Below are 26753 nucleotides of genomic sequence, written 5' to 3'. Positions count from 1 at the left end.
GACGGGGAGGCTCTGGCTTAAAGACGCGGCATCATAGCATCCCAATTAGTGGGAATGCCGTGGGACTTCCGCCCCGCGGCAACCCACCAGGAAGTCAAAGTCGCAGCCCTGGTCGGCCTGCAGCACGTGGTCGATGTACAGCTGGCGGTAGCCGCCGACGATGAGGTTCTGCGGGGGCGCCAGGTCCGCCATGCGCGCCGCCAGCTCTGCGTCGGGGATGTCCAGGTGCAGGCGGCCGTTGGCGCAGTCCAGTTCGATCCAGTCGCCTTCCTGCACTGTGGCCAGCGGCCCGCCGGCAGCGGCTTCCGGCGCCACGTGCAACACCACCGTGCCGTACGCCGTGCCACTCATGCGCGCATCGGAAATCCGCACCATATCGGTCACACCCTGGGCCAGCAGCTTGGCCGGCAGGCCCATGTTGCCGACCTCGGCCATGCCCGGGTAGCCCTTGGGGCCGCAGTTTTTCATGACCAGGATCGAGTTGGCGTCCACGTCCAGCTCCGGGTCATTGATGCGCGCCTTGTACATGTCGAAGTTTTCGAACACCACTGCACGGCCACGGTGCTGCATCAGTTCCGGGCTGGCGGCGGAGGGCTTGAGCACCGCGCCCAGCGGCGCCAGGTTGCCGCGCAGCACGCAGATGCCGCCGTCGGCGCGGATCGGGTTGTCGAGTGTGCGGATCACCTCGTCCTGGCCGTAGATCGGCGAGTCCTTGGTGTTCTCGCCCAGGGACTTGCCGTTGACGGTCAGGGCATTCGGGTGCGGGATCAGGTTGGCTTCACCCAGGCGGCGCAGCACGGCGGGCAGGCCGCCGGCGTAGTAGAACTCTTCCATCAGGAAGCGCCCCGAAGGTTGCAGGTCGACGATGGTCGGCATGCCACGGCCCATGCGGGTCCAGTCGTCCAGGTCGAGTTCGACGCCGATGCGCCCGGCGATGGCCTTGAGGTGGATCACCGCATTGGTCGAGCCGCCGATGGCCGCGTTCACACGGATCGCGTTTTCAAACGCCTCTTTGGTGAGGATCTTCGACAGCTTCAAGTCTTCGCGCACCATCTCCACGGCACGCATGCCCGACATATGCGCCAGCACATAACGCCGCGCATCCACCGCCGGAATCGCCGCGTTATGGGGCAGGGAAGTGCCGAGTGCCTCGGCCATGCAGGCCATGGTCGACGCGGTGCCCATGGTGTTGCAGGTGCCCGCCGATCGCGACATGCCGCCTTCGGCTGCAAGGAAATCATCCAGGGTGATGGTGCCGGCTTTCACTTGTTCGCTGAGCTGCCACACCACGGTGCCCGAGCCAATGTCCTGGCCTTTGTGCTTGCCGTTGAGCATCGGCCCACCGGTGACCACGATGGCCGGCACGTCGCAACTGGCGGCGCCCATCAGCAGGGCCGGGGTGGTCTTGTCACAACCGGTCAGCAGCACCACGCCGTCAATCGGGTTGCCGCGAATCGCCTCTTCCACGTCCATGCTCGCCAGGTTGCGGGTGAGCATGGCGGTGGGACGCAGGTTCGACTCGCCATTGGAGAACACCGGAAACTCCACCGGGAAGCCACCGGCCTCGATCACGCCGCGTTTGACGTGCTCGGCGATCTGGCGGAAATGTGCATTGCACGGGGTCAGCTCCGACCAGGTGTTGCAGATGCCGATGATCGGCTTGCCATGGAACTGATGGTCGGCAATGCCCTGGTTCTTCATCCAGCTGCGGTACATGAAGCCGTTCTTGTCGGCGGTACCGAACCACTGGGCGGAGCGGAGGCCGGGCTTTTTATCAGGCATGATCGATTCTCTTATTGTATGACTATATGTTCTATGCGTGCTTAAACATAAGCGCAAAAACGCTGCTTTGGAAGAGTTGTTTTGTAAATAGTCCTACTATATAGTCGATCTCAACTGAGGTATGACCCTGGCGGATTTTCGCGAGAGGCGTCCCCCGAGCTTCTATAAAAACAACAATCGGAGATCGACCCCCATGAGCCAGGAACTGCGGCTTATTCGGCGCATCACGCTGAAACTGATTCCCTTCCTGATCCTGCTGTACCTGATCGCCTACGTGGACCGTTCCGCCGTGGGCTTCGCCAAGTTGCACATGGGCGCCGACGTCGGCATTGGCGATGCTGCCTATGGCCTGGGTGCGGGGTTGTTCTTCATTGGCTACTTCCTGTTCGAGATCCCCAGCAACCTGATGCTCGACCGCTTTGGCGCACGCCGCTGGTTTGCGCGGATCATGATCACCTGGGGCGCCATCACCATCGGCATGGCCTTTGTGCAGGGCCCGCACAGCTTCTATGTGATGCGCTTTCTGCTCGGCGCGGCGGAGGCGGGGTTCTTTCCCGGCGTTCTCTACTACATTACCCAGTGGTTCCCGGTGCGCCATCGCGGCAAGATCCTCGGGCTGTTCATCCTGTCGCAACCCATCGCGATGATGATCACCGGTCCGGTGTCCGGCGGTTTGCTGGGCATGGACGGCATCCTTGGCCTGCACGGCTGGCAATGGCTGTTCATCGTGATTGGCACCCCGGCGATCCTGCTGACCTGGCCGGTGCTGCGCTTCCTGCCAGATGGCCCTGAACAGGTCAGTTGGATGAGCGACGACGAAAAGGCCTGGCTCACCGGCGAACTCGCCAAAGACCTGCAAACCTACGGCCAAACCCGTCACGGCAACCCCCTGCATGCCTTGAAAGACCAACGCGTGTTGCTGCTGGCGCTGTTCTACCTGCCGGTGACCCTGAGCATCTACGGCCTGGGCCTGTGGCTGCCGACCCTGATCAAGCAGTTCGGCGGCACTGATCTGGTCACCGGCTTTATCTCTGCGGTGCCGTATCTCTTCGGCATCATCGGCCTGCTGATCATCCCGCGCAGTTCCGACCGTTTGAACGACCGCTACGGCCATCTTGCGGTGCTCTACGTGCTGGGCGCCATTGGGCTGTTCTTCAGTGCCGCGCTCAGTGTGCCGGTGCTGCAAATGGCAGCGCTGTGCCTGGCGGCATTCGCGATGTTCTCCTGCACGGCAGTGTTCTGGACCTTGCCCGGGCGCTTCTTCGCGGGCGCCAGTGCGGCGGCGGGCATTGCGTTGATCAACTCGGTGGGCAACCTCGGCGGCTATATCGGCCCGTTCGTGATCGGCGCGCTCAAGGAATACACCGGCAACCTCGCTTCGGGCCTGTACTTCTTGTCCGGGGTGATGCTGTTCGGGCTGGTCCTGACCGTTGTGGTCTACCGCCTGCTCGAGCGCAGGCACGTCCTGCCTGCCGACCAATTTGCCGCCAGTGCCCGTGGCGCCACCCGACCTTAATCCAGGAGAACAGTCATGCGTTTAGTTCAGTTCGAGTTGCGTAACGGAGACCGCCGTGTCGGCGTGGTCGACGCCACCAAGGTGCGCGAAGTACAGACAGCCCGCAGCGTGCGCGAATTGGCCCTGGCTGCCATCGACGCCGGCGTAGGCCTGGCGCAACACGTGGACAGCCTGGGACTTGGCGACAGCTATGACTACGCCGCGCTGCTGACCGACTTGAAAATTCTGCCACCGCTGGACCACCCGGACCCGGCCCATATGCTGATCAGCGGCACCGGCCTGACTCACCTGGGCAGTGCCTCGGCGCGGGACAAGATGCACCAGGCCGGCGACGACAGCGCATTGACCGACACCATGCGCATCTTCAAATGGGGCGTGGAGGGCGGCCGTCCACCGGCTGGCCAGGCGGGTGTGCAACCCGAGTGGTTCTACAAGGGCGACGGCAGCATCGTGGTGCGCCCCGGCGCAGCCTTCCCGGTGCCACCGTTTGCCGAGGATGCCGGTGAAGAGCCGGAGATCGGCGGCCTGTATGTGATCGGCCCGGACAGCAAGCCGTATCGCGTCGGTTTTGCGGTGGGCAACGAATTCTCCGACCACATCATGGAGCGCAAGAACTACCTGTACCTGGCCCATTCCAAACTGCGCAGTTGCAGCTACGGCCCTGAGTTGCGCGTGGGCGAGTTGCCCCAGCACCTGGCGGGCACCAGCCGCATTCTGCGCAACGGCGAAGTGATCTGGCAGAACGAGTTCCTCAGCGGCGAGGCCAATATGTGTCACAGCCTGGAGAACCTCGAATACCACCACTTCAAATACCGTCAGTTCCTTAAGCCGGGCGATGTGCACATCCACTTTTTCGGCACCGCCACGCTGTCATTCGCCGACGGTATACGGACCCAGGTCGGCGATGTGTTCGAGATCAGCCAGGCCGAGTTCGGTGCGCCGCTGGTCAACCGTGTCGGCAGCAGCGCTGCGGCGTTCGAACCCGGCAATGTCATCACCCTTTAATGGAGAACCCCATGACTCAGTTTCTCGGCCACAACTACATCGGCGGCCAGCGCAGCGCCAACGGCAGCGTGACCTTGCACAGCGTCGACGCCAGCACCGGCGAGGCCTTGCCCCAGGCCTTTTTCCAGGCCACGCCGCAGGAAGTCGACGCCGCCGCCAAGGCTGCCGCGCAGGCCTACCCTGCGTACCGCGCCTTGAGCGCATCGCGCCGTGCACAGTTCCTGGATGCGGTGGCCGATGAGCTGGACGCGTTGGGGGATGATTTTGTCGAACTGGTCTGCCGCGAAACGGCGCTGCCGGCCGCACGCATCAAGGGCGAGCGCGGGCGTACCAGCGGCCAGATGCGCCTGTTCGCCACGGTGCTGCGTCGCGGTGATTTCTACGGTGCGCGCATCGACAAGGCACTGCCCGACCGCCAACCGCTGCCACGCCCTGACCTGCGTCAATACCGCATCGGCCTGGGGCCGGTCGCGGTGTTTGGCGCGAGCAACTTTCCCCTGGCGTTTTCTACGGCGGGCGGTGATACAGCGGCTGCTTTGGCGGCAGGCTGCCCAGTGGTGTTCAAGGCCCACAGCGGGCATATGGCGACCGCCGAACGCGTGGCCGATGCGATCATCCGCGCGGCCGAGGCCACGGAGATGCCGGCCGGTGTGTTCAACATGATCTTCGGCGGTGGCGTGGGTGAGGCGCTGGTCAAGCACCCGGCGATCCAGGCGGTGGGCTTTACCGGCTCGCTCAAGGGCGGGCGTGCCTTGTGCGACATGGCGGCGGCGCGCCCGCAGCCGATCCCGGTGTTTGCCGAGATGTCGAGCATCAACCCGGTGATCGTATTGCCCCAGGCCCTGACCGTGCGCGCCGACAGCGTCGCGCGTGACCTGACCGCCTCGGTGGTACAAGGCTGCGGCCAGTTCTGCACCAACCCTGGGCTGGTCATCGGTGTCGCATCGCCTGCATTCACCGCGTTCACCCAGCAAGTCGCGCAACTGATCGGCGAGCAACCGGCCCAGACCATGCTCAACGCCGGCACCCTGGGCAGCTACGGCAAAGGCCTGGAAAAACTCCTGGCGCACCCGGGCATCCAGCATCTGGCGGGCAACCAGCAGGCCGGCAATCAGGCGCAACCACAGCTGTTCAAGGCCGATGCGAGCCTGTTGATCGACGGCGATGAAGTGCTGCAGGAAGAAGTCTTCGGCCCCACCACCGTGTTCGTCGAAGTCGCCGACCAGGCCCAACTCAACGCCGCCTTGCACGGTCTGCACGGTCAACTTACGGCGACGATCATTGGCGAGCCCGCCGACCTGCAACAGTTCGCCGAACTCACGCCGCTGCTGGAGCAGAAAGTCGGGCGCATCCTGCTCAACGGCTACCCGACCGGCGTGGAAGTCTGCGATTCGATGGTGCATGGCGGGCCGTACCCGGCCACTTCGGATGCCCGTGGCACCTCGGTTGGCACCTTGGCCATCGAGCGTTTCCTGCGCCCCGTGTGCTTCCAGAATTACCCTGATAGCCTGCTGCCCGACGCGTTGAAAAACGCCAATCCGTTGCGCATCCAGCGGCTGGTGGATGGCACGCCATCTCGCGAACCGCTGTAACGCACACCTGAGAACAACAACAATCCAGGAGGCATCATGTCGTGTATCGCCGTTACCCCGCACCGTGCGCAATTGGGCGAGGGACCGTTCTGGGACGCGCCCACCCAGGCACTGTACTGGGTGAATATTGCCGGCAAACAGGCACTGCGCCTGATGGGCGGGCAGTTGCGGGTGTGGCAGTTGCCCGAGCATGTCTCGGCGTTCATCCCGTGTGAGGGCGGCGATGCCCTGGTGACCCTGAGCAGCGGCGTGTACCGCCTCGACCTGGCCACCGAGGCCCTGACCCTGCTGTGCGTGGCCGACCCGCAACCCGGCAACCGTGGCAATGAAGCACGCTGCGATGCCCAGGGCCGGCTGTGGCTGGGCACCATGCAGAACAATATTGGCGAGCAGGGTGAAGACCTGCCCATCACGCGACGCTCCGGCGGCCTGTTTCGTGTCGATGCCGATGCGCAGGTCACACCGTTGCTCAGCGGCCTGGGCATTCCCAACACCTTGCTGTGGAGTGATGACGGTCGGCAGGTGCATTTCGGCGACAGCCTGGACGGCACGCTGTACCGCCACGCTATCCAGCCAGACGGCCAACTCGAATCCGCGCAGGCGTGGTTCGGTCCCCACGAGCGTGGCGGGCCGGACGGTTCGGCCATGGATGTGGAAGGCTACATCTGGAACGCCCGCTGGGATGGCAGTTGCCTGCTGCGCCTCACGCCCGACGGCACCGTCGACCGCATCATCGAGCTGCCCGTCAGCCGCCCCACCAGTTGCGTGTTCGGTGGCCCGAACCTCACCACCCTGTACATCACCAGCGCGGCCAGCCCGTTGGAACACCCCTTGGATGGCGCGGTATTGGCCATCGAGGTCGATGTGCCTGGAACACCCTGTCATCGCTTTGCCGGATAAGTCCCCCTTTAAAAACAACAACAAGGAGTCACCCGTATGAATCGTCGTCGTGGTTTGCGTTCCCTGTGCTGCGCCGCTGTGGCGGTCTCTGCCATGAGCTTGAGCGGGCTGTTGCTGGCCGCTGAAGAAGTGAAGATCGGCTTCCTGGTCAAGCAGGCCGAGGAGCCGTGGTTCCAGACCGAATGGGCCTTCGCCGAGAAAGCCGGCAAGGAGCATGGCTTCACCGTGATCAAGATCGCCGTGCCCGATGGCGAGAAGACCCTGTCGGCCATCGACAGCCTGGCCGCCAACGGTGCCAAGGGCTTTGTGATCTGCCCGCCGGACGTGTCCCTCGGCCCGGCCATCGTGGCCAAGGCCAAGGCCAACGGTTTGAAAGTCATTGCCGTGGATGACCGCTTTGTCGACGCCAAGGGCAACTTCATGGAAGACGTGCCGTACCTGGGCATGGCGGCCTTTGAAGTGGGCCAGAAGCAGGGCGCCGCGATGGCGGCCGAAGCGAAAAAACGCGGCTGGGACTGGAAGGACACCTACGCGGTGATCAACACCTTCAACGAACTCGACACCGGCAAGAAACGCACCGACGGCTCGGTCAAATCCCTGGAAGAAGCCGGCATGCCCAAGGACCACATCCTGTTCACCGCCGCCAAGACTCTCGACGTACCCGGCAGCATGGACGCCACCAACTCGGCGCTGGTCAAGCTGCCCAGCGGCGCGAAAAACCTGATCATCGGCGGCATGAACGACAACACCGTGCTGGGCGGCGTACGCGCCACCGAAAGCGCCGGCTTCAAGGCCGCCAACGTGATCGGTATCGGCATCAATGGCACCGACGCCATTGGCGAACTGAAAAAGCCTGAAAGCGGCTTCTTTGGCTCCATGCTGCCCAGCCCGCATATCGAGGGCTACAACACTGCGAAGATGATGTTCGATTGGGTCACTAAAGGCACCGAGCCTGCGAAATACACGGCGATGGACGAAGTGACGCTGATCACCCGCGCCAACTTCAAGGAAGAACTGACCAAGATCGGGTTGTGGCAATGACCGCTGCGGCCCTGCGCTTTGACGGCATCGGCAAGACCTTTCCCGGGGTCAAGGCGCTGGATGGCATCAGCTTTACCGCCCACCCCGGGCAGGTGCACGCCCTGATGGGCGAGAACGGTGCGGGCAAGTCGACACTGTTGAAGATCCTCGGCGGCGCCTACATTCCCAACAGCGGCTCGCTGCACATCGGCGCGCAGACCATGGCCTTCAAATGCGCCGCCGACAGCATTGCCAGCGGCGTGGCGGTGATCCACCAGGAACTGCATCTGGTGCCGGAAATGACGGTGGCCGAGAACCTGTTCCTCGGCCACTTGCCGTCGCGTTTCGGCGTGGTCAACCGGGGGCTCCTGCGCAAGCAGGCCCTCGCGTGCCTCAAGGGGCTGGCGGATGAAATCGACCCGGCCGAGAAACTCGGGCGCTTGTCCCTTGGCCAGCGTCAACTGGTGGAAATCGCCAAGGCGCTGTCCCGTGGCGCCCATGTGATTGCCTTTGACGAACCGACCAGCAGCCTGTCGGCGCGGGAGATCGACCGCCTGATGGCGATCATCACGCGCCTGCGTGACGAAGGCAAAGTGGTGCTCTATGTGTCGCACCGCATGGAAGAAGTGTTCCGCATCTGCAACGCCGTCACGGTGTTCAAGGACGGCCGCTACGTGCGCACCTTCGAGGACATGAGCGCGCTGACCCATGACCAACTGGTGACGTGCATGGTGGGGCGCGATATCCAGGACATTTACGACTACCGCCCGCGTGAGCACGGCGAAGTCGCGCTCAAGGCCGATGGCCTGCTCGGTCCCGGCCTGCGTGAGCCGATCAGTTTCAGTGTGCGCAAGGGCGAGATCCTTGGCCTGTTCGGGCTGGTCGGGGCTGGGCGCACCGAGCTGTTCCGGCTGCTCAGCGGCCTGGAGCGCGCCAGTGCCGGCAGCCTGCATTTGTGCGGGCAGGCGCTGCAACTGCGCTCGCCCAGGGATGCCATCGCCGCCGGCGTGCTGCTGTGCCCGGAGGACCGCAAGAAGGAAGGCATCATCCCGCTGTCCAGCGTCGCCGAGAACATCAATATCAGCGCACGCGGTGCCCACTCCACGTTCGGCTGGCTGCTGCGCGAGGGCTGGGAAAAGGGCAACGCCGACCAGCAGATCCAGGCCATGAAGGTCAAGACGCCGAACGCCGCGCAGAAGATCATGTACCTGTCCGGCGGCAACCAGCAGAAGGCCATTCTCGGTCGCTGGCTGTCGATGCCGATGAAGGTGCTGCTGCTGGACGAACCGACCCGTGGCATCGATATCGGCGCCAAGGCCGAGATCTACCAGATCATCCATAACCTGGCGGCCCAGGGCATTGCGGTGATTGTGGTGTCCAGCGACCTGATGGAAGTGATGGGCATCTCCGACCGCATCCTGGTGCTGTGCGAAGGCGCGATGCGCGGCGAACAAACCCGCGAAGACGCTACCGAATCCAACCTGCTGCAATTGGCCCTGCCGCGCAGCGTGGCGAACTGAGAGACGACTATGACCACTCAACACAACGTGCTGCCCACGGCGCGCAAGCCTCTGGACCTGCGTGCACTGCTGGACAACTGGGCGATGCTGCTGGCGGCGGTGAGCATTTTCCTGCTGTGCGCCTTGCTCATCGACAACTTCCTGTCACCGCTGAACATGCGTGGCCTGGGCCTGGCGATTTCCACCGTGGGCATCGCCGCCTGCACCATGCTGTTCTGCCTGGCGTCGGGGCATTTCGATCTGTCGGTGGGCTCGGTGATCGCCTGCGCCGGGGTGGTGGCGGCGATTGTGATGCGCGACACCGACAGCGTCCTGCTCGGCATTGGCGCCGCCTTGCTGATGGGCCTGCTGGTGGGGCTGATCAACGGTATCGTGATCGCCAAGCTGCGGGTCAACGCGCTGATCACCACCCTGGCGACCATGCAGATCGTGCGCGGCCTGGCGTACATCTTCGCCAACGGCAAGGCGGTGGGCGTGTCCCAGGATCAGTTCTTCATCTTCGGCAACGGCCAGTTGCTGGGTGTGCCGGTGCCGATCCTGATCACGATCCTATGCTTCCTGTTCTTCGGCTGGCTGCTCAACTACACGACCTACGGGCGCAACACCATGGCCATCGGCGGCAACCCGGAAGCGGCGTTGCTGGCGGGCGTGAATGTGGACCGCACCAAGATCCTGATCTTTGCCGTGCACGGAGTGATCGGTGCGTTGGCCGGGGTGATCCTCGCCTCACGCATGACCTCCGGCCAGCCGATGATTGGCCAGGGCTTTGAGCTGACCGTGATCTCGGCGTGTGTGCTGGGCGGGGTGTCGCTGAGCGGCGGGGTGGGTATGATCCGTCATGTGATTGCCGGGGTGTTGATTTTGGCGATCATCGAGAATGCGATGAACCTGAAGAACATCGACACCTTCTACCAATACGTGATCCGCGGCTCGATCCTGCTGCTGGCCGTGGTCATCGACCGCATGAAACAACGCTGATCCCAAGCCAAATGGAGTTCCAAATGTGGGAGGGGGCTTGCCCCCGATAGCGGTGTGTCAGTGTGCATCTCTGTCATTGACACTCTGCTATCGGGGGCAAGCCCCCTCCCACAAGTTTAGTCCGCGGAGAATTTGAAGACGGTGTGTTGGGTGTAGGTCTGCCCTGGGTTCAGCCGGGTCGACGCAAACTTCGGCTGGTTAGGCGCATCCGGAAAATGCTGGGTCTCCAGCGTAAACCCGCTCCAGTGCTGATAGGTCTTGCCAGCCTTGCCCTTCACCGATCCATCGAGGAAGTTGCTGGTATAAAACTGCACCCCAGGTTCCGTGGTAAACAGCTGCAAGCGCCGCCCCGAGGCAGGATCATGCACCTCGGCCGCCAACCGCTTCACATCACCCTGGGTATCCAGCGCCCAGTTGAAGTCGAACCCACCCTGTTTCGGCTCGGCAAATTTGAGCTGTGGGTGATCGTCCTTGATGTGCTGGCCGATCGGCGTCGGCGTGAGGAAGTCCATCGGTGTGCCCTTGACCGGCGCCAGTTCGCCGGTGGGGATCAGCGTCGCGTTCACCGGCGTGTAGTGGCTGGCGTGCAAGGTTGCGACCTGCTTGAGGATGTCGCCATTGCCCGCACCGGCCAGGTTGAAGTAGCTGTGGTTGGTGAGGTTGAGCACCGTGGGTTTGTCGGTGGTGGCGCTGTAGTCGATGTGCAGTTCGTTGTTGTCGTTGAGGCGGTAGGTGACTTCGGTCTTCAGGTTGCCGGGGAAGCCCATCTCGCCGTCCTTGGACAGGTAGGTGAGCGTCACGCCAACCGAGTCCTTGGCGTTGACTTGGGTGGCTTTCCACACCCGCTTGTCGAAGCCCTGGGCGCCGCCATGCAGCGAGTTGGGGCCGTCGTTGAGTGGCACCTGGTAGCGCTTGCCGTCGAGTTCGAAGGCGCCGCCGGCCAAGCGGTTGCCGAAACGACCGATGGTTGCGCCGAAGAACGCCGTACCGCTCTGATAGCCTTGCACGTCGTCAAAGCCCAGTACCACGTCGTCGAGCTTGCCATTTTTGTCCGGCACCTTCAGCGACTGCAACACGCCACCGTAGGTGATCACCGTGGCTTGCATGCCATGGCTGTTACGCAGGATGTACTGCTCGACGGCAGTGCCGTCATTGGTTTTACCGAACGCTTTGTGTTCGCTGGTAAGGCCCGCTGCCTGGGCGCCGCCGCTGGCGACCAGCATGGACAGGGCGAGGCCCGAAAGCAGGTAACGAGGGTGCTTCATGGTCGAACTTCCTTTTGTTGTTTTGAGTGGAATAGTTCTACTAATGTGCGATATTTTGTCGATATGACAGCGAATTTATAGCCTTAAACCGCATTTTTGCAAAATAAAATAAGACTAATTAAGCGAGGCAACCTTTTATGACGACTCAGCACGCCATTTACCCCGACCTTGAAGGCAAAACCGTCCTGGTCTCCGGCGGTGCCTCGGGCATCGGCGAATTCATGGTGCGCGCCTTCGCGGCCCAAGGCGCCAAGGTCGGCTTTGTCGACCGCGCGCAAAGCCAGGGCGAACGCCTGGCGGCTCTGTTGAGTTCGCGCGGGCACACCGTGGAATTCGTCAATTGCGACATCACCGACGAGATAGCCTATAAAGCCGCCATCACTCGTTTCGAACACTCGCTGGGGCCGATCACCGTGCTGGTGAACAATGCCGCTAATGACGTACGCCACAGCTTGGAAGAAGTCGACTCGGAAATGTTCGACCGGCTCATCTCCGTCAACCTCAAGCACGCCTTCTTCGCCGCCAAGGCCGTGGTGCCGATGATGAAAAACGCGGGCGGCGGGGCGATCATCAACCTCGGTTCGGTAGGCTGGATGATGGCTTCGGCCGGCTACCCGGTGTACGCCGCCAGCAAGGCCGCCGCCCACGGCATGACCCGCGCCCTGGCCCGGGAACTGGGGCCGAGCCGGATCCGCGTGAATACGCTGGTGCCGGGTTGGGTGATGACGGAAAAACAATTGGCGATGTGGGTCGACGATGCCGCCAAGGAACTGATCAGCCGCAGCCAGTGTTTGCCGGGGAGCGTTTTGCCGGAACACATCGCCAACATGGCGTTGTTTCTCGCCTCCGATGCCTCGGCGATGTGTTCGGCGCAGAACTTTATTGTGGATGGCGGTTGGGTGTAGAGAGTCACCCAACTCAAGCGCCGATGGCGGTGGCACAGGCGATAGATTCATTGCCCATACCACCGCTGTTATGACATTTTTTGCATTTTACGGTGGTTGGCATGTGTCGCCATCGCTGGTTTTTTCGAAGCGTTTTTCAAGTAATGAGGCGGGGGTATAGCGCTCTTCGAGGGCTTTAATACCTAGCCGTTCGGCTAGTTGTTTGCCATGAGAATGATCTGATAATGTCTTGAAGTGGCTATCAGGTATTGAGATTATTTTTCATGAAGCTGACTGATATTGGTAGGACACCGCTCATAGAGTTGGCAAGTCTGTCTATTAATGGCGGTAGGTGCTTTTCTAAGTGCGAGTTCTTGAACCCGTCGGGAAGCCATAAGGACAGAACATATTTAAGTATTATTAATGGGTTGGAAAAGATTGGTGCTATCCAACCCGGTATGACCCTAGTAGATAGCTCCACAGGGAATGGCGGTGCGGCACTTGCATGGATTGGACGTCTGAAGGGATACAAGATAAAAATTTTTATGCCTGAAGGCATGACGCAAGAGAGAAAAGTCCAGATACGCTCATTGGGTGCGGAGATAATCGAGACGCCTAAGGAAGGTTTCTTGTCGGGTGCGGTACTTGCAGCTAGGCGCTATCAAGCTGAACAGTTGAATGAACAGGTTTTTTTTCTTGATCAGTCCAATAACCTATTAAATAAGGCCGCTTGGGCTGACTGTGGAGAAGAAATAGTAGAAGCGTTACGTCATCAGCATGTGGTACCGGATTTTTTTGTGTGCTCAATTGGCACGGGAGGAACTTTTTCGGGTATAGCTGAGGTGTTGAAGTGTGAGTATAGAGAGATAAGGACAGTGGCGATTGAAGTCAATAAATCTGCTCCACTGTATTCAGAAAGAAATAATTTAACATTTGAGCACCGCCCTCATAATTTGATGGGGTTAGGGGGAGGGGTGCTGTCGACTAATACGGTCTCTGCGCTTGTCGACGAAGTGCGAGTGGTTGATGGCAATGAAGCATGGGTTCGAATGAAGCAGTTTATTGAACATGAAAGGGTGCCTGTCGGGCCTACGTGTGGCGCGAATTTATTAGTTTGCGAAGAGGTCGCTCTAACGCATCAGAAGAAAAATATTGTTACTGTGTTTTTTGACAGTTCTTGGAAGTATGCGAGTCGCTGGGACGGTTTTTATCCTGAGTATGGTGGGGTGGATGATGCTACTTGAACAAGTCTATAAGGATGCGAAAGTTGTTAACTCTGGGGGGGCGTACACTACGGTGAATGAGTTTACCGACCAGATTCCCGCGTTGCGCCCTGCGGTATTGGTGGAGGTGGCTCAACGAATAGTAAGGTTGATGGATCTGAATGTTTCAAAAATTGTGACTGAAGAAGATAAGGGAGCTGCGCTAGCTACCACGGTATCCTTGCTTACCGGCATTCCCATGGCTGTGGCCAGATGGTATCCCTACAGTCTTGGCACTATTAATGAACAAGTAGTTTCCATCGACTCTGAATATTTTCAAGGCGAAATGTATCTCAACGGGATTGAGGCAGGCGATCGTGTTGCAATTATTGACGATACATTGAGTACCGGGGGGGCAATTGTTGCTTTAACTGAAGCGATAAGGTCGGCGGGAGGGGAGTTGCTCGATGTGGTCTGTGCGGTTGAAAAAGTTGGAAATGGTGGTTTCGAAAAGGTTCGAAAGATGACAGGCCTTTCTGTTAAGTCCGTCTTGAAAATCAAGGTAAACGAAAGCGGAGTGAGCGTGGTTTGAATTGCTTTGCTGGCTCAACTTGACAGGTGTATCCATGGTGCGTTCTGGCGTAGTTGTAGGTTTGATTTTTTGCCTGATCAGCGCTGCGTTCGATGTGTACGTAGCATTCGTCACGCAAACGATCAATACGCTGCTTGTTGTTTTTTATTGTTTTACAACGTCTGCCATTTTTTTTGTCGTGTGTGCCCTGTTTGATAACGCTGGCTCGTTACTTTCAAAGATAAGGATGCACTGGGTAATAGTTGTTGTCGTGAATGTTTCAGTATTGCTTAATTGGGGTGGCCTGTTTTACGCCTTGAAATACCTGGAGCCTGCCGTGGTCGGAGTCGCTTCGGTCGCCTGTGGCCCGGCGCTCACGTTAGTTATCTTAATGGCCAACAAGCGTAATGCCAAAGTCGCTTTCGTAGATGCGGTGGTGTCGTGTCTGGTGCTTGTTTCCGTGGGAATCATGCTGTTTAACTCCTTCGCAGGAGACAGTGGTATAGCCACTACGACGCTGGAAGAGCGGCTGATGGGAATCGCCAGCGTGGTGGTGTGTGCACTGGGTACGGTTATGTACACGGTGTTTTCCAAGGAGCTTTACCGGCGGCAATGGTCCGTCTATGAAATTCTGGCGGTCAGGAGCGTGGTAATGGTCGGTGCATGCGTCCTTGCAATGACTGCTTTGGGGGAGAGTTTCAGGCTGAATGCCGAGTTGATTCTGCCAATGGTACTGCTGGTTGTGATAGGGCATCTGTTGCCCATCTACTTGATCCAGAAAACAATCTTCTATCTCACGCCCATCCATGTTTCTTTGGTGTTGTTGACGCTTCCGGTATTTGTCTTGTTGTTGCAGTACCTCGACGACAGAGTCGAATTCTCTATCGCGAGTGTTACTGCGGTCAGCCTCATTGTGTTTTTGCTGTTGGGAAGGGCGTTATATGCACTGCGGAGGGAAACAACATGAGCAGGGTGATTGTCGTCGATGGTTTCTCATCCGGAAAATTTATATCAAAGCGCCTTGCTGAAGCAGGGTGTGTACTGATGCATGTGGCCTCATCCAACACCTTGGACGGTTATTACTATCGAGGCTTCGATTATTCCATTTATGACAACGTCATCGTGAATACGGGGTTTGCCACCACGTTGGCGAGTGTCGAGCAGTTCAAGCCACAATTCATTATTGCCGGCGCCGAAACCGGTGTACGGCTGGCGGATGAATTGAATGAGCACCTTCAACTGCCTTATCGCAATGACATCGAGAAGAGCACCGCCCGCAGAAATAAATACGACATGATTCATCGCATTACCCAAGCGCAGCTATTGGCAGCGCAGCAGTTCACCGCGGACACGTGGGAGCGTGCTGAGACCTGGATTAATGATCATGGTCGTTTTCCCGTGGTGGTTAAACCCCTCGAAAGCGCTGGCGCTGATGGCGTATTCATTTGTGAGGACTTGCGTGCTTGTGAGGTTGCAGTCGGCAAGCTATTGGGCGCGACTAACAAATTGAGCATTCCCAATCACCAGGTGCTGATCCAGGAGTATTTGGCAGGGGTGGAATATGTGGTGAATATGGTTTCGCTCAACGGCCAGCAGCTTGTCACTGAAGTAGTTCGCTATCAGAAACAGCGCACTGAAAGCGGTGGGGTCCTCTATGACATTGATGAGTTGATTGACGCCGATTCACCGGAGTATTCGAGCTTGGTGGATTACACTCGGGAAGTGGTGCGCACGCTCGGCATCCGTAACGGCCCCAGCCACGCCGAAGTTATGTTCACTGACGATGGCCCGAAACTGGTGGAGATCGCTGCACGAACCGATGGCATTTTACGGCCCGACGTGTCTAGGCAAACGACAGGACTCGGCCAAATCGAAGCAACTGTTTTATCGATCACTGCACCTGAACTGTTTGCCCGATTAGTGGCAGCAAACACCGATTATAGGCTGATGCAACACACCTACAACGTTTGCTTGATCAACCGTGCGAAGGGACGTTTCAAACAGGGCTTTTTTCTGAGTGAATTGCTTAAGCTTGAGTCCTTCTTTGATGCGGTGTTTTACGTTGACGATGGGCACGTACTAAGTGTGACTCAGGATGTGTTCAGCCAGCCAGGCACGGTGTATCTGGTACATGCTGACCCTGAAGTGATTGCCGCCGATTACCTCAGGATCAGGGCACTTGAACTCCAGGGCGTGTATTCGATGGCATGACGATTGGACACCGGAGGCGGTTCTATTCATTCGCAATAGCGTCGCCCATTGGGAAACGCTTCGGCCTTAATCACTGACGCTACGAGATCGCGGCGTGTCAGTCTGCACACCTGTTGCTGAAACATAGTCATCGGCAGCAATTCGAATCGTCACGCCGCCCCCCCACATTAGAACTGCCTTGCCTACTCGATTGGATAACGCTTGAAAGCCGAGTGCTGTTCCAGCCGCTCGGCGTGGCGTTTGAGGTTGGGGAACGCATCGGCCTTGACCACCGACGCCACGGTGAACTGGCTGAACGACCAGGCGACTGCCGCTGTCAGGGAAGCCTGGGTCAACTCCTGACTGTCAGGCAGTTGTTTTTCCAGCAGCGAGTAGGCCGCCAGCAATTGCCCGCTGACGCGATCCAGCCAGGGCGCATGCAGCTTTTCGGCCGGGCGCAGGTTGTGTTCGTAAACGATCTGCACGCTTTTCTCGCAGGCCGCCAGGGCCAGGCCAAGGATATGCAGGTCATGGGCACGACCTGCGGGGGAGGGGGGCAGCAGCTTTTTATCGGCCGGGGCCAGGGTTTCCAGATAGTCGAGGATCAGGCTGGAATCCATCAGCACCGTGCCGTCATCCAGCACCAGGGTCGGCGCCTTGACCACCGGGTTGATCTGGGAAAACTCGGTGAACGTGCTGAACACCGACAGCGGTTCATGCACAAAATCGACGCCGTAAAGGTCCAGGGAAATGGCCACGCGGCGTACGTAGGGCGAGTCCAGCATGCCGATCAGTTTCATGAAGCCTCCGTTGCTCTCAAGGTGATGGCTCCAGAGAGTAAGGGCACAGGATCGGCATGCGCAATGACTGAATGTTGCCTGCAAAGGTCAGGCTGCGGTCATTCAGGCAGGACGCCTGATGTTCTGCCGGCTGGCCCCCGGTGGCTGGCCGGTAATGCGCTTGAATGCACGGCTGAACGCCGCCTGGGAGGTGTAGCCCAGGCGCAGCGCTACTTCTTCGATAGGCAATCGCTCCAGGGTCAGCCATTGGCTGGCCAGGCGCATGCGCAGTTCCGTCATGTAGCGCAGTGGCGGGAGACCCAGGGTGGCCTGGAAGCGCTCGGCGAATACCGAGCGGGAGGTGTGACACTGCGCGGCCAGTTCGGCCACGCTCCAATCGCGCCCGGGTTGCTGGTGCAGCACGAGCAGGGCGCCCGCCAGGCGTGGGTCGCGCAACGCTGCGACCAAACCCGACGCATTGCCGCAGGCGCATTCCACCCAACCCCGCACAATCATGGCAGCCACCACATCGGCCAGACGCGTGAGGATGCCGGGGTAGCCGACGCGAGCCGCGGCGACTTCGCGCTCCATCACCGCCAGGATCGGCATCAGGCCGGGGTAACGCTGGCCCTGGGCATCGATCAGCATTAAGGCTGGCATCAGGCTGCCGAGCCCCTGGAGACTGCCGAGTTCGAACTCCATGCAGGCGCTGAACAGCAACGTGCTCGGCGGTGAGTCCGGTGATGCGTCCACGGCGCAGACGGTCTCGCCCAGTGGTGTCGCGTCAAAGCCGCCGATGGCCTGCACCGGCCTGTCCGCACTGGACAGCAGCGCATGGGCACCGCCGTGGGAGATGAACACGGCATTGCCCGCCGACAATTCGAACAGGCTGCCGTCATCGGTGCGCAGGGTGGCCGTTCCTGCGGCGAGGAGGTGGAAGTAGGCATGCCCCGGTCTGGCGTCAAAGCCCATGCCGAAGCTCGGTCCGGCCTGGATGCGTCGGTACTGCACGCCGCGCAGGCGCATGCCGCGCAGCAGTTCGTCGATAAGGTCGGAGGACAGGTTGAAGGGCGCCGCTGCAGCCATGTTCGGGGTTTCGGTCAAAAACTCAAGGGTTTGCATCATAGATCATCCGGGTTGGCAAACCTAGACTGGCCGTCGTGCTAATGACCGAGGATGTCGTGTGATGAATGATTGTGTAGCCCAAGCCGCTCACTCTGCCCAAGTTGAGCCCGATGCGCCCGCCTGGATGGCGGTGTTTTCCCTGGCCATGGGGGTATTCGGCTTGTTGACGGCGGAATACCTGCCGGCAAGCTTGTTGACGCCAATGGCGATGGACCTGGGAGTGTCCGAGGCGCTGGCCGGCCAAGCCGTGACGGTGACGGCAGTGGTGGCGTTGTTTGCCGGGCTGCTGGTGCCCGGCCTCACGCGTGGGATCGACCGACGCGTGGTGCTACTGGGTTTCTCCCTGCTGATGATTGCGTCCAACCTGTTGGTGGCGTTCTCTTCAAGCCTGACGGTATTACTGCTGATGCGTATCCTGCTGGGCGTTGCCCTGGGCGGTTTCTGGAGCATGGCCGCCGCCGTGGCGATGCGCCTGGTGCCAGCGGCGCTGCTGCCCCGCGCGCTGTCGATCATCTTCAGTGGCATTGCGGTGGGCACGGTGGTCGCTGTGCCGCTGGGCAGCTACCTCGGTGGTCTGTATGGCTGGCGCAGTGCGTTCGTTGCCGCCGCCGCCGTCGGTGCAGTGACGCTGGCGTTCCAACTGTTCACGCTGCCCCGCCTGGCGCCCTCGGGGACTGCACGCTTGCGCACGGTACTGGATGTGCTGCTGCGTCCAGGCATCGCCATCGGCATGTTGGGCTGCGTGCTGGTGCACACCGGGCACTTTGCGCTGTTCACCTATATCCGGCCGTTCCTGGAAAGCACCACGGGCGTGGGCACTGAAGGGCTGGCCTTGATGCTGCTGGGCTTCGGTGCGGCCAACTTCGTCGGCACGCTGTTGGCCGGTTGGATGCTGGTGCGTTATCCCCGCGGCACCTTGGTGCTGATGCCTGTGTTAGTGGGCGTCGCGGCGCTGGCGCTGGTGTTGCTGCCGGCCTCGCTGCCAGGCCAGGCGTTGCTGCTGGCGCTGTGGGGCATGGCGTTTGGCGGCGTGCCGGTGGCGTGGTCGAACTGGGTAGCCCGCAGCGTGCCGGATCAAGCTGAAAGTGCCGGCGGCATGGTGGTGGCGTCCGTGCAGTCGGCCATTGCGGCGGGCGCGGCCGGTGGGGGCGCGATGTTCAGTCTCAGTGGCATCAGCGGGGTGTTTCTCGGCGCCGGTGTGTTGATGCTGTTGGCCGCCTTGTTGATTGCGCTGCGGGTAACGGTGCCCGGCAATGACGCCGTGGGTGCACCGCTGCATCTTTGACGTCAGCCTGGAGATTGGCCGCATTCACGGTGTGACGAGCCATCGACCTTTGGTTTAGTCTGGAACGCTTCGTTGAACGCAAGCACATTTGGAGCAGTAAGCATGACCGATTACGTACCCCCGAAAGTGTGGACCTGGGACACCGAGAATGGCGGCACTTTCGCCAGCATCAACCGCCCTGTGGCCGGCGCGACCCATGAAAAGGAATTGCCGGTGGGCAAGCATCCACTGCAGTTGTACTCCCTGGCCACGCCCAACGGGCAGAAGGTCACGATCCTGCTGGAAGAACTGTTGGCCCTGGGGCACAGCGGTGCGGAGTACGATGCCTGGCTGATCAAGATCGGTGACGGCGACCAGTTCGGCAGCGGCTTCGTGGGGGTGAACCCCAACTCCAAGATCCCGGCACTGCTGGACCGCAGCGGCGCCACGCCGATTCGGGTGTTCGAGTCGGGCGCGATCCTGCAATACCTGGCGGAGAAGTTCGGCGCGTTCTTGCCCACCGAACCCGCCGCCCGCGCCGAATGCCTGTCGTGGTTGTTCTGGCAGATGGGCAGCGCGCCCTACCTGGGCGGTGGTTTCGGCCACTTCTATGCGTATGCGCCGAGCAAGATGGAATATGCGATCAACCGCTTTGCCATGGAGACCAAGCGTCAGCTCGATGTGCTCGACCAGCGCCTGGCGGTGAGCGAATACATCGCGGGTGATGAGTACACCATAGCCGATATCGCCATCTGGCCCTGGTATGGCGGGTTGGTCAAAGGGCGTTTGTATGGCGCGGCGGAGTTCCTCTCGGTGCATGAGTACCAGCATGTGTTGCGCTGGGCGGACGCGATTGAAGCGCGGCCGGCGGTGCAGCGTGGGCGGCGGGTCAACCGGGTGTCCGGCGAGCCCCATGAGCAGTTGGCCGAACGCCATAGCGCTCGCGACTTGGACTAAAAATGTGGGAGGGAGCTTGCTCCCTCCCACATTTGGATCACCACACTCCAGTTTATTGGTAGCGCTGCTCGAACACCGCCACCTGCTCGGGCTTGATCAGTTCGAACGGCACCCACACCTGCGGCTCAATCGCCTCGCCCTTGATCATTCGCACAGCCGCCTGCAAGGCCTGGGTCGCCTGGGCCTTCGGGTCCTGGAACACCGACGCCGTCAGCAGGCCGCGTTTGATCGCCGCCAGCCCGTCGGGCAAGCCATCAATGCCCACAATCGCCACCTCACCCTTGGCTTTGCCCGCCTGCTGCAAGGCCATGGCCGCGCCAATCGCCATTTCATCGTTGTTGGCCACGATGGCATCGAACGGCGTGCCCGCCAGCAGCCAGTTGCTGGTCAGGTCCATGCCCTTGCTGCGTTGCCATTCAGCACTTTGCTGCTCGACCACCTTGATCCCGGGAAAGTCCTTGAGCACCTGTTTGGCGCCCTCGGTGCGGTCGTGGGTGGCGTTCTGTGCGAGGTCGCCCATGATGATCGCCACGTTGCCCTTGCCGCCGAGTTTTTCCGCCAGGTAGCGCATCTGCAACTGGCCGGCCTCGATGTCGTTGGAGGCCACGGTGACCACGCCCTTGGGCAGGGTGCGTTCGTCCGGGTGGCGGTTGACGTACACCAGCGGCGTCTTGGCGGAGACGGCGGCGCGGGTCATGTTGGCGGTGGCGGCGGTGTCCACCGGCAGCACGATCACCGCGTCGACCTTCTGGTTGAGAAAACCTTCGACCTGATTGAGCTGGCGCACCACATCGCCCTGGGCGTCTTCGAACTGGATCTGCACATCCTGCTGCTTGGCTGCCGCTTCCAGGCCGGTGCGCACGTACGTCATGAAGTTGTCGTCGACCCGGGCAATGCTCACGCCGATGCGATAAGCCGCGAAGGTCCATTGGCTGAACAGCAGCAACAAGGTGGCAGCAAACAACGAATAGCGATTCATAAGGGTGATCCTTTTATTGTTATAGGGTGAACGCCTGGCGGAAACGCTCCAGGGCCAGCTCGCTGTCGCCGCTGGCCCAGCCTTCCAGGCCGACCACCCCGCTGTAGCCTATGGCGTGCAAGGCTTTGGCAATGGCCGGGTAGTGGATTTCACCGGTGCCAGGCTCCTTGCGACCTGGTACATCGGCCACTTGGATTTCACCGATGGCGCTGCCGGCGCGCTGGATCAGTTCGATCAAATTTCCTTCGCCGATCTGCGCGTGGTACAGGTCCAGATTCATCTTCAGGTACGGGCTGCCCACGGCCTCGATCAGCGCCAGGGTATCGTCGGCGCGGGCGAATGGCGTACCGGGGTGGTCGACTTCGGTGTTGAGGTTTTCCAGCAGGAACACACGGCCGGCGTCTTCCCCCAGGCGGGCGATTTTTTCCAGGGTCTTGCAGGCGCTCAGCCACATGCGCCCGGTGGCCAGGCTCACCGGTTGAACGGGCAGGCCGCCTTCACCCAGGCCGGTGCCGTGCAGGTTGAGGCTGGGGCAATTCAGGTGTGCGGCTACCCCTAAGGATTCGCGGGCGCTGTCGAGTAACTGGCGGATGCCATCGGGGTCGGTGAGGGTGCCGCTGATGTAGCCGGTCATGGAGGTGAAGTCGGCGCCGGTGGCGGCCAGGGCGGTGATGTCCTTGTCTGTCCAGTTCCAGATTTCGGCGCTGAACCCCAGTGCGTGAATGCGCTTTATACGCTCGACAAACGGCAGGTCGAGAAACACCATCTCGGCGCTGACCGCCAGCTTGAACGGGCTCATACCGCCACCGCCTTGCCGGTTTCGAACGACTCGATGCACGCACGGGCAATCGCCAGGGCCGCGCGCGCATCCTCGCCGCTGGCCATCGGCTTGGCACCGCTGCGCAGGCAGTCGACAAAGTGGTTGAGCTCGGCAATGTAGGCGTCGCGCAACAGGTCGGTGTCCAGGCGCTGGGTGTCGGCCTGGATGCCCTGGGCCAGGTAGCGCACCAGGTCGCTGTCGTTGAGACTGCCCATGCTCAGCATACCGGCGCTGCCGAACACTTCGCCGCGCACATCGTAGCCGTACACGGCCTGGAAGTTGGCTTCGGCGGTGGCGATGGCGCCGTTGTCGAAGCGGATCGCGACCACGGCGGTGTCGAGAAAGCCTTTGCTTTTGAATTCTGGAGCGATCAGTGCGTCGGCCATCACATACACCTGCTCGGCCTCGGCACCTGGGTTGAGGTAGCGCAGGGTGTCGAAGTCGTGGATCAGGGTTTCGAGGAAGATCACCCATTGCGGCGAGTTGGCCGGGTTGTTCAGCGCCGGGTCGCGGGTCAGCGAGCGCAGCAACTGCGGCGTGCCGATGCGGCCGGCGGCGACGTCGAGGTGCGCGGTGCGAAAGCTCTTGGCGAAACGCCGGTTGAAGCCCACCTGCAACGGCACCCGCGCATCGGCGGCAGCGGCGATGGCGCGGTCGGCCTCATCGAGGGTGATGGCCATGGGTTTTTCGCAGAAGATGCCCTTGCCGGCGCGGGCGGCGCTGATCACCAGTTCGGCATGGCTGCGGGCCGGGGCGGCGATGATCACGCCGTCGATAGCCGGGTCGTCGAGCAGCTGCTGAGGGTCGGTGTAGACCTTGCTCACCCCCAGTTCGGCGGCGAGGCGGGCGGCCTGGCCTGGCGTCGGGTCGGCAATCGCTGCCAGGCTGGCACCGGGGATGTGCCGTGCGGCGGTCAGGCCGTGGAAGCTGCCCATGCGACCGGCACCGATCAAACCCAGGCGGATGTTTTGTGTACTCATGCAATGACCCCTTGTTGTTATTGGCCTCAGGACAGTCCTGATGGGCAAGGGGGTGGGAGCAAGGCGTGTGCCAGTTTTTAACCTATTGATTAATAAGGGTTAATTAATATCTACAAACAATAAGTGTTCATTCTGATGACATGCCTATACTGACATGTCAAAAATATGAACATGGATATCACCCAATGAGCATGGCCTTCAGTGTGCAAGACCTCGACTACCTGACGACCCTGGGGCCTGCGGCGCTGAATGACGGCCCGGTGGCCGCGCTGGAGCAGGCCTGGCGCGATTGCCTGGCCGGCCAGGTCGACCGGCCGGCGTCCGTGCGCCAAGTGATCTGGGATTCGTGGCGGCGCAGCGTCGAGGCGGGCATCGATCCAGCCGACAACGCGTACCGCTTTGTCGCAGCCGACACGCTGACCGCCACCCTGACCACCCACCGCGTGCTGATCGCCGCTGCCGCGCAAGTCATGCACGGCTTGCTGGCCTACAACCCGCGCGGCCATATCAACCTCACCGATGCCGATGGCGCCACCCTGTATTTCTGTGGCCTGGACATCACTCCGGTCGGCAGCCGCCTGCTGGAGTCGGTGCAAGGCACCAACTGCACCGGCCTGGCCCTGGCCGAAGACCGCCTGGTGTACGTGCTGGCCGAGGAAAACTTCGGCATCGGCCTGCGCCAGCGCCGCATGCACTGCGCCGCCGCGCCGATCAGGAATGCCCAGGGCCACACTGTGGCGATGCTGACCCTCACCGCCGAGCCTGGCTGGTTTCACTTCCATACCCTCGGTACGGTGCAGGCGGCCGCCGAGGCGGTGTCGCGGCAGATGGCGTTGCAGGTGTTGCTGGAGGAGCAGCAAGCGGTGCTCGAAGTCCTCAACGAAGGCCTGGTGGTACTGGACGAGCGCGGCTGCATCAAGGCGCTCAACCGGTATGCCCGGCAGTTGTTCGGCGTAGGGCTGGAGCTGATCGGGCGGCCGTTCCAGCAACTGGGCCGTAGCGAGTTGAGCGACGTCCTTGGCGAGCCCGTGCGCGACCTCGATTGCACCTTCCACTTGGCTGACCGGGGCCAACTCGCCTGCCTGGTGTCGGTGTGCCCGCTGGAGCAGGGCGGGGTGATCGTGTCGCTGCGTGAAAACCGCCGCATCCGCGAAATCACCCGGCGCCTGATCGGCACCCAGGCCAGCTACACATTTGAAACTATCCAGGGCAACTCCCGAGCCATCCAGGACGCCCTGCACCTGGGGCGTATCGCCAGTCGCAGCGACTCCACCACGCTGATCCTCGGCGAAAGTGGCACCGGCAAAGAGCTGTTCGCCCAGGCCATCCACAACGGCAGCGACCGCCACAAAGGCCCCTTCGTGGCGGTCAACTGCGGGGCGATCCCCCGTGACCTGGTGCAAAGCGAACTGTTCGGCCATGTCGAGGGCGCGTTCACCGGCGCCACCCGTGGCGGTTCGGCGGGCAAGTTCGAACTGGCGGATGGCGGCACCATCTTTCTGGATGAGATCGGCGACATGTCCTTCGATGCCCAGGTCAGCCTGTTGCGGGTGTTGCAGGAGGGTGAAATCACCCGGGTGGGCGCGAAGAACTCGCGACAAGTGGACGTGCGCATCATTGCCGCCACCCACCGCAACCTCAGCCAGGCCGTGGCGCAAGGCGCGTTTCGCGAAGACCTCTACTACCGCCTCAACGTCCTGAACCTCACCGTGCCGCCCCTGCGCATGCGCCGCGAAGACATTCCGCTGCTGGCGCGGCACTTCCTGGCCCGCTGTGCACGCTCGTTGCGCAAGTCGGTGCAGGGCTTTTCGCCGGAGGCGATGGCATTGCTGTCGGCCTATGGCTGGCCGGGCAATGTGCGGGAGTTGGAAAACAGTATTGAGCGGGCGACCAACCTGGCGATGGGTGAGCTGATTCAGCCTGCCGATCTGCCGATGGAAACCAGGCAGCACACGCCGCTGCGCGCCTATGAGCCGCAACCCGCCCAGGACCTGAGCAGCCACGAAATGCACGCCATCGTCGCCGCACTCCAGAACACCGGCGGCAACATCCGCCTGGCCGCCCGGCAACTGAATGTGTCGCGGGGCGGGCTGTACAACAAAATGAGCCGGTTCGGGCTGAGTGCCAGCGATTTTCGCCGCGCCTGAGATTTAAGCAGCGCTGACCCCTGTGGCGAGCGGGCTTGCCCCGCGTTGGGCTGCGCAGCAGCCCCCAACCAGCTTCTGCGAAATATCGGGTACACCGCGTTCGTCTTTGATCAGGGGAGCTTCGCTCCCCAACGCGGGGCAAGCCCGCTCGCCACAGACAGCCAGCGCCTGAGTGCCGCTAGAGGTTCTCCGACGTCACAATCTGCGGCGGTATATACACCCGCTGCCGCACCGGATCGAACCCTTCGGCAGTCTGCAACTCCACCATCAACTGCACCAACGCCGTCGCCGTCTGCCCCGGCTGCGAGTCCATCACCACATCGATCAAACCCTGGCGCAGCGCCTGGCGCGACAGCTCGGTGGACTCCTGCAGGATGCAGCACAACGCCGGCCGCCTGGGCAACTGCGCCAGGGCGCTGATGATGCCGTCGCCGCCGCCACCCACCACGCATAGACCGCGCAGATCGCTGTGGCGGCTGATCAGGTCGAGGGTGGCTTCTTCGGTAATGTCGCAGTTGTCGAGGTTGATCAACGGCTCCAGCGGCTTGAGCCCCGGCGCGTGCTCGGCCAGGTAGCTGTGCAGGCCTTCGACCCGTGCCTGGTGGCCGAGGAAACGATGGCCGCCGAGCAGGATGCCCACGCTGCCTTTGCGCGCGCCGCAGGTGCGGGCGAGCAGCCAGCCCATGGTGCGGCCGACCACATTATTGTCCTGGCCTACGTAGGGTTCCTCCGCCTGTTCGTGGATATCCGAGAGCAGGGCGACCACGGGCACGCCGGCTGCGCGGATTTGCGCCAGGCAGGCGTTGATCGACGGATGGGCAAAGCTGACCACCGCCAGGCCATCGCACTGCACGGCCAACTGTTCGATCTGCGCGACGATGGCGTTGGGCGAGCGGTCCACGATGTACTCGAACTGGCACGTCAGGTTGGCGTTGGCATGCTGCTCCGCGGCGGTGCTGATGGCCTGCGCCAGGCTGGCATAGAACGCCTGGGCGGTGGCCAGCAACAGGATGCCGAAGCGATAGGTCGGCCGACGCTCGCGAATGCGCTGGCCGATCAGCCGCGCCGCAAAATACCCCACGGCTTCGGCCGCCTGGAATACCTGCTCGGCAGTCTCGGGATTGACCGGTGCCCGCGCATTCAATACGCGGTCGACCGTGGCCACACTCAGCCCGGCATGGGCGGCCACGCTGGCGATGGTTGGGCGTTTGTTGTTGTTCATGACTGGCCCCTTGTGCGTCTTGATAGAAAACTATCAAGCCCCGCTGGGCCTGGAT

Annotated in this window: 23 protein-coding genes; 15 read left to right on the top strand and 8 right to left on the bottom strand. The window is 61.4% G+C overall.

The features are described from left to right. Nucleotides 1–45: 45 nt before the first annotated feature. The gene (locus tag BM017_RS15755) at nucleotides 46–1782 is read right to left on the bottom strand and encodes an IlvD/Edd family dehydratase (RefSeq protein WP_092246027.1); all 1737 of its coding nucleotides are present in this window, start codon (nucleotides 1780–1782) and stop codon (nucleotides 46–48) included. 193 nt (nucleotides 1783–1975) lie between these two features. On the opposite strand from BM017_RS15755, the gene BM017_RS15750 reads away from it, so the two are divergent. From BM017_RS15750 to araH, 7 genes are read left to right on the top strand one after another with little or no spacing between them, the layout of a single operon-like run. Then, entirely contained in the window at nucleotides 1976–3298 is a 1323-nt protein-coding gene (locus tag BM017_RS15750) for an MFS transporter (RefSeq protein WP_071491459.1), read from the top strand. Between the two features lie 15 nt (nucleotides 3299–3313). Continuing rightward, entirely contained in the window at nucleotides 3314–4303 is a 990-nt protein-coding gene (gene araD1, locus BM017_RS15745; protein WP_092246025.1) for an AraD1 family protein, read from the top strand. A gap of 11 nt (nucleotides 4304–4314) precedes the next feature. After that, on the top strand, nucleotides 4315–5895 hold the full coding sequence (locus BM017_RS15740; RefSeq protein ID WP_092246022.1) for an aldehyde dehydrogenase (NADP(+)): 1581 nt from the start codon (nucleotides 4315–4317) through the stop codon (nucleotides 5893–5895). 36 nt (nucleotides 5896–5931) lie between these two features. Further along, nucleotides 5932–6795, top strand: coding sequence for an SMP-30/gluconolactonase/LRE family protein (locus BM017_RS15735; RefSeq protein WP_092246019.1), 864 nt, complete (start codon nucleotides 5932–5934; stop codon nucleotides 6793–6795). Between the two features lie 36 nt (nucleotides 6796–6831). Continuing rightward, on the top strand, nucleotides 6832–7836 hold the full coding sequence (locus BM017_RS15730) for a substrate-binding domain-containing protein (RefSeq protein ID WP_092246016.1): 1005 nt from the start codon (nucleotides 6832–6834) through the stop codon (nucleotides 7834–7836). After that, nucleotides 7833–9335: an L-arabinose ABC transporter ATP-binding protein AraG gene (gene araG, locus BM017_RS15725; protein WP_092246013.1), complete on the top strand. Its 1503-nt coding sequence runs from the start codon at nucleotides 7833–7835 to the stop codon at nucleotides 9333–9335. Before BM017_RS15730 ends, araG begins: the two co-directional genes overlap by 4 nt. A 9-nt stretch (nucleotides 9336–9344) precedes the next feature. Beyond that, nucleotides 9345–10313 carry an L-arabinose ABC transporter permease AraH gene (araH, locus tag BM017_RS15720; protein WP_092246010.1) on the top strand — a complete coding sequence of 323 codons (969 nt, stop codon included), beginning with the start codon at nucleotides 9345–9347 and terminating at the stop codon, nucleotides 10311–10313. A 116-nt stretch (nucleotides 10314–10429) separates the two neighbouring features. Here the strand turns inward: araH and BM017_RS15715 are convergent, their stop codons facing one another. Next, nucleotides 10430–11578 carry an aldose epimerase family protein gene (locus BM017_RS15715; protein WP_092246007.1) on the bottom strand — a complete coding sequence of 383 codons (1149 nt, stop codon included), beginning with the start codon at nucleotides 11576–11578 and terminating at the stop codon, nucleotides 10430–10432. 137 nt (nucleotides 11579–11715) lie between these two features. Between BM017_RS15715 and BM017_RS15710 the strand changes: the two genes are divergently transcribed. The 5 genes from BM017_RS15710 (at nucleotide 11716) to BM017_RS15690 (ending at nucleotide 16446) form a co-directional block, all read left to right on the top strand. Next, a complete protein-coding gene (locus BM017_RS15710; RefSeq protein ID WP_092246004.1) occupies nucleotides 11716–12483 on the top strand; it encodes an SDR family NAD(P)-dependent oxidoreductase in 768 nt (255 codons plus the stop codon). Between the two features lie 263 nt (nucleotides 12484–12746). Then, nucleotides 12747–13706, top strand: a complete 960-nt coding sequence (locus tag BM017_RS15705) for a cysteine synthase family protein (RefSeq protein WP_092246001.1) — start codon at nucleotides 12747–12749, stop codon at nucleotides 13704–13706. After that, nucleotides 13693–14256, top strand: a complete 564-nt coding sequence (locus BM017_RS15700; protein WP_170856086.1) for a type I phosphoribosyltransferase — start codon at nucleotides 13693–13695, stop codon at nucleotides 14254–14256. Before BM017_RS15705 ends, BM017_RS15700 begins: the two co-directional genes overlap by 14 nt. Before the next feature lie 34 nt (nucleotides 14257–14290). Then, entirely contained in the window at nucleotides 14291–15202 is a 912-nt protein-coding gene (locus tag BM017_RS15695) for an EamA family transporter (protein ID WP_092245998.1), read from the top strand. Continuing rightward, nucleotides 15199–16446: an ATP-grasp domain-containing protein gene (locus BM017_RS15690; protein WP_092245995.1), complete on the top strand. Its 1248-nt coding sequence runs from the start codon at nucleotides 15199–15201 to the stop codon at nucleotides 16444–16446. The genes BM017_RS15695 and BM017_RS15690 overlap by 4 nt, the downstream gene beginning before the upstream one ends. 182 nt (nucleotides 16447–16628) lie before the next feature. Here the strand turns inward: BM017_RS15690 and BM017_RS15685 are convergent, their stop codons facing one another. Continuing rightward, the gene (locus BM017_RS15685; protein WP_092245992.1) at nucleotides 16629–17225 is read right to left on the bottom strand and encodes a glutathione S-transferase family protein; all 597 of its coding nucleotides are present in this window, start codon (nucleotides 17223–17225) and stop codon (nucleotides 16629–16631) included. Between the two features lie 102 nt (nucleotides 17226–17327). Further along, on the bottom strand, nucleotides 17328–18326 hold the full coding sequence (locus BM017_RS15680; protein ID WP_092246187.1) for an AraC family transcriptional regulator: 999 nt from the start codon (nucleotides 18324–18326) through the stop codon (nucleotides 17328–17330). A gap of 64 nt (nucleotides 18327–18390) precedes the next feature. On the opposite strand from BM017_RS15680, the gene BM017_RS15675 reads away from it, so the two are divergent. Both BM017_RS15675 and yghU read left to right on the top strand, forming a co-directional pair. Beyond that, nucleotides 18391–19614 carry an MFS transporter gene (locus BM017_RS15675; RefSeq protein ID WP_092245989.1) on the top strand — a complete coding sequence of 408 codons (1224 nt, stop codon included), beginning with the start codon at nucleotides 18391–18393 and terminating at the stop codon, nucleotides 19612–19614. 102 nt (nucleotides 19615–19716) lie between these two features. Continuing rightward, nucleotides 19717–20550: a glutathione-dependent disulfide-bond oxidoreductase gene (gene yghU / locus BM017_RS15670; protein WP_092245986.1), complete on the top strand. Its 834-nt coding sequence runs from the start codon at nucleotides 19717–19719 to the stop codon at nucleotides 20548–20550. Nucleotides 20551–20602: 52 nt separating this feature from the next. On the opposite strand, the gene BM017_RS15665 is transcribed toward yghU, so the two are convergent. From BM017_RS15665 to BM017_RS15655, 3 genes are read right to left on the bottom strand one after another with little or no spacing between them, the layout of a single operon-like run. Then, nucleotides 20603–21529 (bottom strand): sugar ABC transporter substrate-binding protein, encoded by a 927-nt coding sequence (locus tag BM017_RS15665; RefSeq protein ID WP_092245983.1) that lies wholly within the window; start codon nucleotides 21527–21529, stop codon nucleotides 20603–20605. A 19-nt stretch (nucleotides 21530–21548) separates the two neighbouring features. Further along, nucleotides 21549–22328: a TIM barrel protein gene (locus BM017_RS15660; RefSeq protein ID WP_092245980.1), complete on the bottom strand. Its 780-nt coding sequence runs from the start codon at nucleotides 22326–22328 to the stop codon at nucleotides 21549–21551. Continuing rightward, nucleotides 22325–23329: a Gfo/Idh/MocA family oxidoreductase gene (locus tag BM017_RS15655; protein ID WP_092245976.1), complete on the bottom strand. Its 1005-nt coding sequence runs from the start codon at nucleotides 23327–23329 to the stop codon at nucleotides 22325–22327. Before BM017_RS15655 ends, BM017_RS15660 begins: the two co-directional genes overlap by 4 nt. A gap of 185 nt (nucleotides 23330–23514) precedes the next feature. On the opposite strand from BM017_RS15655, the gene BM017_RS15650 reads away from it, so the two are divergent. Beyond that, nucleotides 23515–25476: a sigma-54 interaction domain-containing protein gene (locus BM017_RS15650; RefSeq protein WP_092245972.1), complete on the top strand. Its 1962-nt coding sequence runs from the start codon at nucleotides 23515–23517 to the stop codon at nucleotides 25474–25476. A 178-nt stretch (nucleotides 25477–25654) separates the two neighbouring features. Here BM017_RS15650 and BM017_RS15645 read toward each other — a convergent pair whose 3' ends face one another. Further along, nucleotides 25655–26698: a LacI family DNA-binding transcriptional regulator gene (locus tag BM017_RS15645; RefSeq protein ID WP_092245969.1), complete on the bottom strand. Its 1044-nt coding sequence runs from the start codon at nucleotides 26696–26698 to the stop codon at nucleotides 25655–25657. Nucleotides 26699–26753: the final 55 nt, after the last annotated feature.

Origin of the sequence: Pseudomonas sp. NFPP04, from assembly GCF_900113815.1 — a bacterium.
In the GTDB taxonomy this organism is placed as follows: Bacteria; Pseudomonadota; Gammaproteobacteria; order Pseudomonadales; family Pseudomonadaceae; genus Aquipseudomonas; species Aquipseudomonas extremorientalis.
The sequence above is the reverse complement of the archived record's forward strand: the minus strand, read 5'-3'. Positions and strand labels throughout refer to the sequence as shown.

Excerpts from the sequence above, each read along its gene's own strand:
- BM017_RS15705 (WP_092246001.1), top strand. The coding sequence starts at position 12,747 with ATGAAGCTGACTGATATTGGTAGGACACCGCTCATAGAGTTGGCAAGT.
- BM017_RS15650 (WP_092245972.1), top strand. The coding sequence starts at position 23,515 with ATGAGCATGGCCTTCAGTGTGCAAGACCTCGACTACCTGACGACCCTG.
- BM017_RS15675 (WP_092245989.1), top strand. The coding sequence starts at position 18,391 with ATGAATGATTGTGTAGCCCAAGCCGCTCACTCTGCCCAAGTTGAGCCC.
- BM017_RS15645 (WP_092245969.1), bottom strand. The coding sequence starts at position 26,698 with ATGAACAACAACAAACGCCCAACCATCGCCAGCGTGGCCGCCCATGCC.
- BM017_RS15750 (WP_071491459.1), top strand. The coding sequence starts at position 1,976 with ATGAGCCAGGAACTGCGGCTTATTCGGCGCATCACGCTGAAACTGATT.
- BM017_RS15735 (WP_092246019.1), top strand. The coding sequence starts at position 5,932 with ATGTCGTGTATCGCCGTTACCCCGCACCGTGCGCAATTGGGCGAGGGA.
- BM017_RS15660 (WP_092245980.1), bottom strand. The coding sequence starts at position 22,328 with ATGAGCCCGTTCAAGCTGGCGGTCAGCGCCGAGATGGTGTTTCTCGAC.
- BM017_RS15685 (WP_092245992.1), bottom strand. The coding sequence starts at position 17,225 with ATGAAACTGATCGGCATGCTGGACTCGCCCTACGTACGCCGCGTGGCC.
- BM017_RS15755 (WP_092246027.1), bottom strand. The coding sequence starts at position 1,782 with ATGCCTGATAAAAAGCCCGGCCTCCGCTCCGCCCAGTGGTTCGGTACC.
- BM017_RS15715 (WP_092246007.1), bottom strand. The coding sequence starts at position 11,578 with ATGAAGCACCCTCGTTACCTGCTTTCGGGCCTCGCCCTGTCCATGCTG.
- araH (WP_092246010.1), top strand. The coding sequence starts at position 9,345 with ATGACCACTCAACACAACGTGCTGCCCACGGCGCGCAAGCCTCTGGAC.
- BM017_RS15655 (WP_092245976.1), bottom strand. The coding sequence starts at position 23,329 with ATGAGTACACAAAACATCCGCCTGGGTTTGATCGGTGCCGGTCGCATG.
- BM017_RS15665 (WP_092245983.1), bottom strand. The coding sequence starts at position 21,529 with ATGAATCGCTATTCGTTGTTTGCTGCCACCTTGTTGCTGCTGTTCAGC.
- yghU (WP_092245986.1), top strand. The coding sequence starts at position 19,717 with ATGACCGATTACGTACCCCCGAAAGTGTGGACCTGGGACACCGAGAAT.
- BM017_RS15700 (WP_170856086.1), top strand. The coding sequence starts at position 13,693 with ATGATGCTACTTGAACAAGTCTATAAGGATGCGAAAGTTGTTAACTCT.
- BM017_RS15730 (WP_092246016.1), top strand. The coding sequence starts at position 6,832 with ATGAATCGTCGTCGTGGTTTGCGTTCCCTGTGCTGCGCCGCTGTGGCG.
- BM017_RS15710 (WP_092246004.1), top strand. The coding sequence starts at position 11,716 with ATGACGACTCAGCACGCCATTTACCCCGACCTTGAAGGCAAAACCGTC.
- BM017_RS15680 (WP_092246187.1), bottom strand. The coding sequence starts at position 18,326 with ATGCAAACCCTTGAGTTTTTGACCGAAACCCCGAACATGGCTGCAGCG.
- BM017_RS15690 (WP_092245995.1), top strand. The coding sequence starts at position 15,199 with ATGAGCAGGGTGATTGTCGTCGATGGTTTCTCATCCGGAAAATTTATA.
- araD1 (WP_092246025.1), top strand. The coding sequence starts at position 3,314 with ATGCGTTTAGTTCAGTTCGAGTTGCGTAACGGAGACCGCCGTGTCGGC.
- BM017_RS15695 (WP_092245998.1), top strand. The coding sequence starts at position 14,291 with ATGGTGCGTTCTGGCGTAGTTGTAGGTTTGATTTTTTGCCTGATCAGC.
- araG (WP_092246013.1), top strand. The coding sequence starts at position 7,833 with ATGACCGCTGCGGCCCTGCGCTTTGACGGCATCGGCAAGACCTTTCCC.
- BM017_RS15740 (WP_092246022.1), top strand. The coding sequence starts at position 4,315 with ATGACTCAGTTTCTCGGCCACAACTACATCGGCGGCCAGCGCAGCGCC.